Raw genomic sequence first — 7,056 nt, 5'->3', positions numbered from 1 at the left:
GGCCAGCAGCGCGAAGTCGGCGTTCCAGGCCGGTTCCGCCGCCGCCGGCGGCGGCGCGAAGGGCGCGATGGCGGGCTTGGGCAACGTCGCCAAGACCGGCGCGCAGTCTGCCGGACGCGCTGCCGCATCCCGCGCTTCCGCTGCCGGGCAGCGCATGGCCGCGCCGTTCCGCGCGGGCTGGAACGGCGACGCTGGCACGTCAGCCGCAACCGCCAGCGAAGCCCCCGCAGGCGTTGCCGCTGCACAGACGTCCGAGCAACCCGCCTGGGCCAAGCGGCTGCAACGCCGCCAGCAACTCACCCATGCCGCGACCACCACCGCCCACACGCTGCGCGGTGGCGATGGCGGCGGCTCCGGCCAAGGCCCGAGCCTGCGCGGCTCCGACGACTGACGCAATTCACAAGGAGAACTGACCATGCGATTCAAGAAACCGCAGGTGCGCTACGCCGACACGCCGCAGCCTGCCACGCCGTACCAAGCCGCTGGCCAGGTGTGGGACGACCGTATCGGCTCGGCCCGCGTCCAGGCCAAGAACTGGCGATTCATGGCCTTCGGCTGCCTCATGCTAGCGCTGCTGATGGCCGGCGGCCTGGTGTGGCGCTCGGCGCAGTCCATCGTGACGCCCTACGTCGTGGAAGTGGACAACGCAGGCCAGGTGCGCGCCGTAGGCGAAGCCGCCACGTCGTACCGGCCCAACGATGCGCAGACGGCGCACCACATCGCGCGCTTCGTGACGCTGGTGCGCTCGCTGTCCATCGACCCCATCGTCGTCCGCCAAAACTGGCTGGACGCCTACGACTACACGACCGACAAGGGCGCGGCCGTGCTCAACGACTACGCGCGGGTCAACGATCCGTTCGCACGCATCGGCAAGGAGTCGGTGACGGTGCAGATCACCAGCGTCGTGCGCGCCAGCGACACGTCTTTCAACGTGCGCTGGACGGAACGGCGCTACGTCAACGGCGCCGCAGCGGGCCTGGAGCGGTGGACGGCGGTGGTGTCCATCGTGCTCCAGCCGCCGCGCACCGAAGAACGCCTGCGCAAGAACCCGCTTGGCATCTACGTCAACGGCCTGTCGTGGAGCCGCGAACTGGATTCTTCCGAAGGAGCAAAGCCATGAATGATGTTTTCCGCAAATCCGCCTTGCCGCTGATCCTGCTGGCCCTCGCGGGCTGCGCCACGCAGGGCAAGCCGCCGCCGACCATCTCGCTCGATGAGCCGGTGCAGGCCCAGCCGCTACCGGAGCCGCTCGCGCCGGTGGAAGTCGTGGCCGTGCCCGAAGTGCTGCCGATGCCAGCGCAGTTGATGCCGGTTCCCGAGGCCGAGGGCACCAAGCCCACGCCCGAGCCGGCCGACGAGAAGGTGCGCGTTTCACGCGCCAATGCCGAGGCCCGTGTCGCGCCTACGCGCGAGGGCTACGTCAACGCGATTCAGGTGTGGCCCTTCACCGATGGCGCGCTGTATCAGGTCTATGCGGCCGTGGGCCGTGTGACCGTGGTGTCGCTCCAACCTGGCGAGGAGCTAGTGACGGTGGCCGCCGGGGATACCGTGCGCTGGATCGTGGGCGACACGTCCAGCGGCAGCGGTGCCGACCTGCGCGTCAACGTGCTGGTGAAGCCCATCCGCTCGGGCCTCAAGACCAATCTGGTCATCACCACCAGCCGCAGGACGTACTTGCTGGAGCTGACTTCCACGGACAAGACGTGGATGGCGTCAGTCTCGTGGGAGTATCCGCGCGACCGGATGCTGGCCTTGCAGCGCCAGGCGCAGGCGGCCAGCGCCGCCGCGCCGGTCGATAGCGGCCTGTCGCTGGAGAACCTGCGCTTCCGCTACGCGGTCAGCGGCAGTAATCCGCCGTGGAAGCCGCTGCGCGCCTTCGACGATGGCGCGAAGGTCTATATCCAGTTTCCCGCTGGCATCGCGCAAGGCGATCTTCCGCCGCTGTTCGTGATCGGGCCGGAAGGTGACGGACAACTAGTGAACTACCGCTTCCGCTCGCCGTACTACATCGTGGATCGCCTCTTTGGCGCGGCGGAACTGCGCCTGGGCGGCGACAAGGGCGACGTGGTGCGAATCGAGCGCACGGATGGCGTGGCACGGAGGAACTGACGATGAGCCAGGACGACACTCCCGACCTCGCCACGCCGCAGGCGGGCAAGGTCGCGCCCGAGGCGGTGGCGCTTCGTGCCCAGCCGCGTGCTGTGACCCGGTTGAACCGGCGCACGCTGGCCGTCCTCATCGGCGGCCTGTCGGTCGCCGTGCTCGGGGCCACGATCTGGTCGCTGCAACCGCAGCGGCGCGGCGCGGGCGAACAGACCGAGCTTTACAACGTCGATCGCGTGAGCAAGTCCGAAGGGCTGGACGGCCTGCCGGCCGATTACTCGAAGCTGCCGCCGAAGGTGCCCGAGCTGGGGCCGCCGCTGCCGGGCGATCTTGGCCCAGCCATCGTGAACTCGCAGCAGCCGGCCGTGGCCGCTTACTCGGCTCCCGGCCACGATCCCAACGACGCATTACGCAAGGAGGCGGAAGCCGCAGCGGCTTCGTCGGTGTTCTTCCGCTCGGGCGGCCAGGGCCAAACCGCCGCCACGGTGGCGCAGGCAGCATCGGGCACTCCTGGCGCTACCAGCACGCTCGCCGCCTTCGATCCGCTCGCCGCTGGGCCGGCCTCGGCGGCAGCCCAGCTTGCCGCCCCTGCTGCTGCGCGGAGTCGGCAAGACCAGAACGAGGCATTCCTGCAAAGCGGTTCTACGGAAACCCGCAATTCCGGCCATCTGGCGCTGCCGGCCTCGCCGTATCAGGTCATGGCCGGAACGGTGATCGCTGGGGCACTGGTGACGGGCATCAAGTCCGATCTTCCGGGCGACGTGATCGGCACGGTGACGGAGCCGGTCTATGACTCGGCCACGGGCAAGTTCCTACTGATTCCGCAGGGATCGCGCATCCTCGGGCGCTACAACAGCCGGGTCAGCCACGGGCAGAGCCGCGTGCAGGTGGTGTGGAATCGGGTCATCCTGCCCGATACGTCCTCGCTGACGCTCGACAACCTCATCGGCACCGACCCGGCCGGTTACTCCGGCCTGGAGGATGACGTGGACTGGCACTGGGATCGCATCGTCGCGGGTGCGGTGCTGACAACGCTGCTGGGAGTAGGTGCCGAACTGGCCGCACCCGAGAACCGCCAGGATGGCAACCGCATCGTCATTGTCGGGCGCGACAGCGCCCAGGACAGCATCAATCAGGTCGGCCAGGAGATTACCCGGCGCAACATGGACATTCAGCCGACGCTGACCATCAGGCCAGGCCTGCCAGTTCGCGTCATCGTGAACCGGGATCTGGTGCTGCGGCCGTACCAGCCGCTGTTCTTCAATCGGGGGGCTTCGCAATGAACACGGCCAAGAAAATGCGGCTTGGGCCGCTGCCCAAGACCGAGAGCGTCAAGCTGACCTTTGCCTGCCCGGCCAGCCTGAAAGCCGACCTCGACCGCTACGCCGCGCTGCACGCGCAGACGTATGGCGAGGCGGTCGATGCCGAGAAGTTGATCCCACACATGCTGGAGGCGTTCATGGCGGGGGATAGGGGATTCAGGAAGGGCACCACGACGCGGAGCGTGCCGTCCAAGCCGACATGATGGCCTCGAACACTGCCCAGCAGCATCCATCGAACGCGCGGCCCAAGGCCGCGCGTTCTTCGTTCTGGATGCCACCAAGAGCGGCTTGGGCTATGATGATGAAACAGGCCCGCCGTTTCTCGGCAATCCAGCACGACACAGTGCGATGCGGCCTTCTCTCCCAACGCTCTTATGTGGCTCCTAGCCCAAGCGGCCAAACTTCTGCAAAGTGGCCTGAAAAAGAGCTAACCTACTGTCCCATATACGGTTTCAAGCCTTGCATGATGGACACGAAAGACTTGACACCGGCACTTTTTTGTTGCCATAACAAAATCAGGAGAGGAGATGAAGCTCTCAAGTATTCATGTAAAAAGCCTCGCCATCAACGCCTCCAACATCTCAACGACCACCATCAACGGCCAGGAACACTACGTCATTCGTGGTGCGGTTCCGATCGTCGATGACATCGTGATGAATGGCGGGCTGTACCCGGCGGAGGAGATTAACAACAGCTACCAGACGATGGAGCGCAAGTTAATGCCGATCGGCCACCCGATGGTGAACGGCAAATACGTCAGCGCCAACGACCCGCAGGCTGTAAACGATTACTACGCCGGGGCATGGTCTCAGAACGTCAGCAAGGCAAACGACAAAGTCGTGATGGACGTTTACGTCAATAAGGCTGTAGCAGACACCAAGCCTGACGGTAAACGCCTTATTCAGCGCCTGGACGACATGATTTCCGGCAACAACGCCGACCCGATTCATGTCTCAACCGGACTGCTGCTGAACAAAGAGCAAAAGGCAGGTGAGTCGAAGCAGAAGAAATACTCCTGGGTCGCTCACAACATGCAGTTCGACCACATCGCGATCCTGCTCGACGAGCCCGGCGCCGGGACGCCGGATGAAGGCGTCGGCATGTTCGTCAACGCTGACGGGCAGGAGGCCGATGTTGAAGCGACGAGCCTCATCGATGCCGCCAACAGCATGAAAGACGGTTGGTGGAACAAAACCAAGTTTTATTTGAGCAACGCCTCGAATTACTCATTCGATGAAATCTGCGCGGCGCTGCGAAACAAGATGAGCGAGGGTAAGCCTGAAACATATTACTTCTGGCCGGAAGCCGTCTGGCCTGATCGCTTCATTTACGAGGAAAACGGCAAATACCTCCAGCAAAAGTACCTCATTGACGACGATGGCAAGGCTGAACTCGTCGGTGATCCAGTAGAAGTCGTGCGCAAACCAACTGAGTACGAAGTCAAAACCAACGGAGAAACAAACCCGATGAAAGAGAAGATGATCGCCGCGCTCAATGCCGCAGGCGTTAAAACCGAGGGGCTGACCGACGATCAGGTCTGGGATGCCTACAACCAGCAGATGCAGAAGAAAGATGGCGGCGGCGACCCGAGCCAGGCTCAGATCAACTCTGACGCTATTACTGCCGCAGTGAATCTGGCACTGAAGCCGCTTACCGATGAAATCAGCACGCTGAAATCTCAGTTGCAGGCGAACGCAGAAAGCGACCTGAAAACCAAGCGCGATGCGGTTAAAGCGAAATTCTCGTTCATGACTGAAGCGGCGATCAACTCGCTGGCTGGCGACGTGCTAAACGACCTGTACTCACAGTGCCAGACCAGCACCGGTCTGAACCCTGCATTCCAGGGGAATGGCGCTCAGAGTGAAATCCTTAACATGGAGGCACCTGAATAATGGCTCTCGCACCTCGTTTCCATACCGTAATCGCGGGCCCGGCCCGTAAGGATGACCCGCAGGTCATTGAAGCAATCATGGCGGCGGCCGTGAAGCCCGGCTCACTGGTGATGCTCGACAGCACCGGGAAACTGGCGGTTCACAATGTCGCTGGTGGTGCAGGAGTTGCTCTGGCTCTTCAGCACAACTATATCGGCGGTGGTGACATTCGCGACTCGGTTCCTGCAGGTGATACCGGCGCGGCCATCATGTGCGAAGACGATGTGGATTACCACATGCTGGTCAAAGCAGGCGAAGTGTTGCTGGAAAACGAAGGTCTGGTTTCTGCCGGTGACGGCACGCTGGCCAAGTCAGCCACACCAGCCACCGACCAGGTCCTCTTTTATTCACGCGAAAAAATCACCGTTGGCGCTGAAGCTCAGCTCGTGAAAGTTCGCAAATCAGGGAAAGCAACCGCATGAGCATGATCGTATTCAACAAAAAGCTTATCACCGAGCACAATCAGGTGAAGCAGGCATGGAATCAGCTGCTGATGCAGCGTGAATCTTTCAACATCAACCAGGGAACCATTGCTGCCCAGTACGGCGGCGCGCTGGAAGTTAACCAGGCCGCGCTGATCTCCAAAGACTACTGGCGTGAAGTGGACAACATCACCACCCGAGTCTTCCGTAATGACGAAGGCAACGGTCTGCTGGATGATCTGCTCGGTCTCGGTACGCCGATTTCTATCGGCAAGACGGCGGCGCTGTACCGCGTTTCCAGTGACGCTGGCAAGGTTCATCGCTCACTGACGGGCCACGTGCCAGAAGAGCTGGATAAAGTCATCTACGACGAAGCTGGTGACCCAATCCCGATCTTCAACACCGGATACAGCCGTGAATGGCGTGAGTGGAACGGCATGCAGTCCGAAAACCTTGACGCAATGGCAGATGACCAGGAAGCGCACGTTGCAGCCATCCGCGAGGATATGGCCGACTACATGCTTTCAGGTGACGCGAAAGTGAAGGTGAAGGGCTATGTCGGCGCAGGTATTACCAACCACGCCAACACCAACCAAGTGGATCTGAGCGCATCCGGTCTGAACATCGACCTGACCACTGCCACTCCTGACCAGATGGTCGCATTCTTCACCGGACCGTTCGCTAAGCTTCTGGACGATAACTACGTGCAGGAGAAGGTGAAGGTGTGGGTGTCGCCTGACATCATGCGCAACATGAGCAAACCATATTCCTCCGCTGCCGGCTTCAAAGAAGGCACCGTGCTGGAGTACATCCTGCGCTACGGCCGTATTGAGTCTGTTAACCAGACCTTTAAGCTGACGGGTAACCACTTCATCGCGTACGTGCGCAATTCGCAGTACATCAAAACGCGCATTGCCGCGCCGGTGGGCACCTTCATGATCCCGCGCCAGAATCCGTTCGACAACTACAACTCCCTGGTCTGGAGTGCTGTCGGTCTGCAGATTAAGCGCGATTTCAACGGTCGTTCCAAAGTGTTCAACGCACAGGGTTAAGGGGCTTCGGCCCCTTTTCTTCAGGAGAGAGCATGAAAAAGTTAAAAGTCGAGAAGACTGGCTGCTGGGGAACGATTAACGGCGTATTCCAGCAACTGCCTTTGGGTCATGAGTTCGTTGCGGTTGATGTGCCACCTCCTTTCGCTGGCCGCGTCTCGGTCGTTGGCGAAGTTGAAGAGCAGGAACTTGAAGTTGCCACTCCTGGTGCTGACGATAAACCTGCAGA

The 7,056-nt window shown here is 61.7% G+C and carries 7 protein-coding genes and 2 pseudogenes; all 9 read left to right on the top strand.

Annotation, left to right across the window (positions count from 1 at the left end; genetic code table 11):
• Nucleotides 1–391: pseudogene (locus tag HX884_RS20425) on the top strand (P-type conjugative transfer protein TrbL); the annotation flags it as partial.
• A 24-nt stretch (nt 392–415) separates the two neighbouring features.
• Complete coding sequence (trbF, locus tag HX884_RS20420; protein WP_166159915.1) at nt 416–1,120, top strand: conjugal transfer protein TrbF; 705 nt, start codon at nt 416–418, stop codon at nt 1,118–1,120.
• Nucleotides 1,117–2,109, top strand: coding sequence for a P-type conjugative transfer protein TrbG (gene trbG / locus HX884_RS20415; RefSeq protein WP_166159914.1), 993 nt, complete (start codon nt 1,117–1,119; stop codon nt 2,107–2,109). Before trbF ends, trbG begins: the two co-directional genes overlap by 4 nt.
• Nucleotides 2,110–2,111: 2 nt before the next feature.
• Nucleotides 2,112–3,386, top strand: a complete 1,275-nt coding sequence (locus HX884_RS20410; protein ID WP_166159913.1) for a TrbI/VirB10 family protein — start codon at nt 2,112–2,114, stop codon at nt 3,384–3,386.
• Nucleotides 3,383–3,628: a DUF2274 domain-containing protein gene (locus HX884_RS20405; RefSeq protein WP_166159912.1), complete on the top strand. Its 246-nt coding sequence runs from the start codon at nt 3,383–3,385 to the stop codon at nt 3,626–3,628. Before HX884_RS20410 ends, HX884_RS20405 begins: the two co-directional genes overlap by 4 nt.
• Before the next feature lie 324 nt (nt 3,629–3,952).
• On the top strand, nt 3,953–5,317 hold the full coding sequence (locus HX884_RS20400; RefSeq protein ID WP_137047865.1) for a DUF2213 domain-containing protein: 1,365 nt from the start codon (nt 3,953–3,955) through the stop codon (nt 5,315–5,317).
• A complete protein-coding gene (locus HX884_RS20395) occupies nt 5,317–5,778 on the top strand; it encodes a hypothetical protein (protein ID WP_137047867.1) in 462 nt (153 codons plus the stop codon). Before HX884_RS20400 ends, HX884_RS20395 begins: the two co-directional genes overlap by 1 nt.
• Nucleotides 5,775–6,830, top strand: a complete 1,056-nt coding sequence (locus HX884_RS20390) for a major capsid protein (protein ID WP_048703333.1) — start codon at nt 5,775–5,777, stop codon at nt 6,828–6,830. The genes HX884_RS20395 and HX884_RS20390 overlap by 4 nt, the downstream gene beginning before the upstream one ends.
• A 32-nt stretch (nt 6,831–6,862) precedes the next feature.
• Nucleotides 6,863–7,056: pseudogene (locus HX884_RS20385) on the top strand (hypothetical protein); the annotation flags it as partial.

Source organism: Enterobacter sp. SECR19-1250 (assembly GCF_013391025.1).
Taxonomy (GTDB): Bacteria; Pseudomonadota; Gammaproteobacteria; order Enterobacterales; family Enterobacteriaceae; genus Enterobacter; species Enterobacter cloacae.
This window is presented reverse-complemented; position numbering and strand designations above follow the sequence as displayed.